The 2,251-nt window shown below is 71.6% G+C and carries 2 protein-coding genes; one reads left to right on the forward strand and one right to left on the reverse strand.

Annotated elements, in window-relative coordinates:
• Positions 1-71: 71 nt before the first annotated feature.
• The gene (locus FV230_RS27420) at positions 72-356 is read right to left on the reverse strand and encodes a hypothetical protein (protein ID WP_147844612.1); all 285 of its coding nucleotides are present in this window, start codon (positions 354-356) and stop codon (positions 72-74) included.
• A 321-nt stretch (positions 357-677) separates the two neighbouring features.
• On the opposite strand from FV230_RS27420, the gene zwf reads away from it, so the two are divergent.
• The gene (gene zwf, locus FV230_RS27425; protein WP_147844613.1) at positions 678-2,150 is read left to right on the forward strand and encodes a glucose-6-phosphate dehydrogenase; all 1,473 of its coding nucleotides are present in this window, start codon (positions 678-680) and stop codon (positions 2,148-2,150) included.
• Positions 2,151-2,251 lie beyond the last annotated feature (101 nt).

The following is a 2,251-nucleotide window of genomic DNA, read 5'->3' on the forward strand; positions in this document are numbered from 1 at the left end:
GGTCGCGTCGTCGGGGCGGGTGTCTCGGGGGGCGTCGCCTCGTCCGAGGCCGTCCCGTGCGCGGCGCGCGGTCAGTTCATCGCGCGGCGCAGGGTGCCGAGGTCGTCCGGCAGGGACAGGGCGCGGTTCAGCATCTCGTTGCGGGCGCAGGCGCCGGCCTTGAGCAGCTGGCCGAGGCCGCCGCCCGAGCCCGACCCGCAATCGGTCACGAGGTAGCTCGCTGCGAACAGCGCGATCGGGGCGAGGAACAGCACGAGCTTGAGCAGCCCGAACACCCGCCCGATCGCGCTCCGGCGGCGGGGCCGCGCGTCCTCCCAGTCCGCGTCGCGATCGAACCGCTCGTAACCCTGCTGCATGGCCGGACCGACCTCCCGGAGACCCGCGTGCGACCGCGCGAAGACCGGCGGCGACACCGTGAGGATGATGGTCCCATTTGAAGATCTCGCTAAGCGACGTGCTTAACGGCACCGGACCTGCCGCATCCGTCCCCGCCCGCCGCCTGGCCACCCCTCTTGGCCGCTCCCCTTGGCCGCGCCTCTCGGCCGCTCCTCGGCGAAGCCATCGCGAACCTTGGCGAAGCAATTGCAAAGGCCTAAGCCGCGGGGTGTGATCGGGCCGGCGGCGCGAGCCGCCCGCCGGCGGACCGCCACGCCGCCGCATCGAACCGGGAGCAGCCCTTGGCCACCATCATTCCCGTCGCCTCCTTCGACTACGTCGTGTTCGGCGCGACCGGCGACCTCACCACCCGCAAGCTGCTGCCGGCCCTGTACCACCGCTACAAGGACGGCCAGATCCCGGCCACCTCCCGGATCATCGGCGCCTCGCGCTCCGAGCTCGCGGTCGAGGCGTTCCGCGCCCGCACGCAGGACGCGCTGAAGCGCTTCGTGGCCCCCGACGACCTCGACCCGGAGACGCTCGCCGCCTTCCTCGACCATCTCGACTACGTCGCGGTCGACGGCGCCGGCGACGACGGCTGGACCGAACTCGTGGCCAAGCTCGACGAGCGGCCGGACCAGGTGCGCCCGTTCTACCTCGCCACCTCGCCCGACCTCTACGGCTCGATCTGCCGGAACCTCGCCAAGTTCGGCCTCGTCGGCCCGAAATCCCGCGTCGTGCTCGAGAAGCCGATTGGCAAGGACCTGACCTCGGCCCGCGCGATCAACGACGCGGTCGGCGAGGTGTTTCCCGAGGAGCAGATCTTCCGGATCGACCACTACCTCGGCAAGGAGACGGTGCAGAACCTGCTGGCGCTGCGCTTCGCCAACACGATCTTCGACCGGCTCTGGACGGCCGACGTGATCGACCACGTCCAGATCACGGTGGCCGAGACCGTCGGGGTCGAGGGCCGGGCCGGCTACTACGACACGTCCGGCGCCCTGCGCGACATGCTGCAGAACCACATCCTGCAGCTGCTCTGCCTCACCGCGATGGAGAGCCCGCTCAACCTCGACGCCAACTCGGTGCGCGACGAGAAGCTGAAGGTGCTGCGCGCCCTCAAGCCGATCACCGCGGGCGACGTGCAGCACGTGACGGTGCGCGGCCAGTACGTCCAGGGCGCCGTCGACGGCAAGCCGGTGGAGGGCTACCTCAACGAGCTCGGGCACGACAGCCGCACCGAGACCTTCGTCGCCTGCAAGGTCGAGGTCCAGTCCTGGCGCTGGGCCGGCGTGCCGTTCTACCTGCGCACCGGCAAGCGGCTGCCGCAGAAGCTGTCCGAGATCGTGGTGCAGTTCCGCGCCGCGCCGTTCTCGATCTTCCCGGAGGAATCGTTCGGGCGCGAGCCCAACCGCCTCGTCATCCGCCTGCAGCCGCAGGAGGGCATGAAGCTCGAGGTGATGACCAAGGATCCCGGCCCCGGCGGCATGCGCCTGCGGCCGACCAACCTCGACATCTCGTTCGAGGAGACCTTCAAGCAGCGCTATCCCGACGCCTACGAGCGCCTGCTGATGGACGTGGTGCGCGGCAACGCCACCCTGTTCATGCGCCGCGACGAGGTCGAGGTCGCCTGGGCCTGGGCCGACAGCCTGCTCAAGGCCTGGGCCGACCGCCGCGAGCCGCCGCGCGCCTACCCGGCCGGCAGCTGGGGCCCCACCGCCGCCATCGCCCTGATCGAGCGCGACGGGCGCACCTGGCACGAGGAGCTGCGGTGACCGCACCCGCCGCCCGGCGCCGGCTCGCCCTCGCCCTGACGCTCGCCTGCCTCGCCCACCCGGCCCGGGCGCAGGGGCCGGCGACGGGGCAGGATGATGCG

The organism is Methylobacterium sp. WL6 (assembly GCF_008040095.1).
In the GTDB taxonomy this organism is placed as follows: domain Bacteria; phylum Pseudomonadota; class Alphaproteobacteria; order Rhizobiales; family Beijerinckiaceae; genus Methylobacterium.

Excerpts from the sequence above, each read along its gene's own strand:
- FV230_RS27420 (WP_147844612.1), bottom strand. The coding sequence starts at position 356 with ATGCAGCAGGGTTACGAGCGGTTCGATCGCGACGCGGACTGGGAGGAC.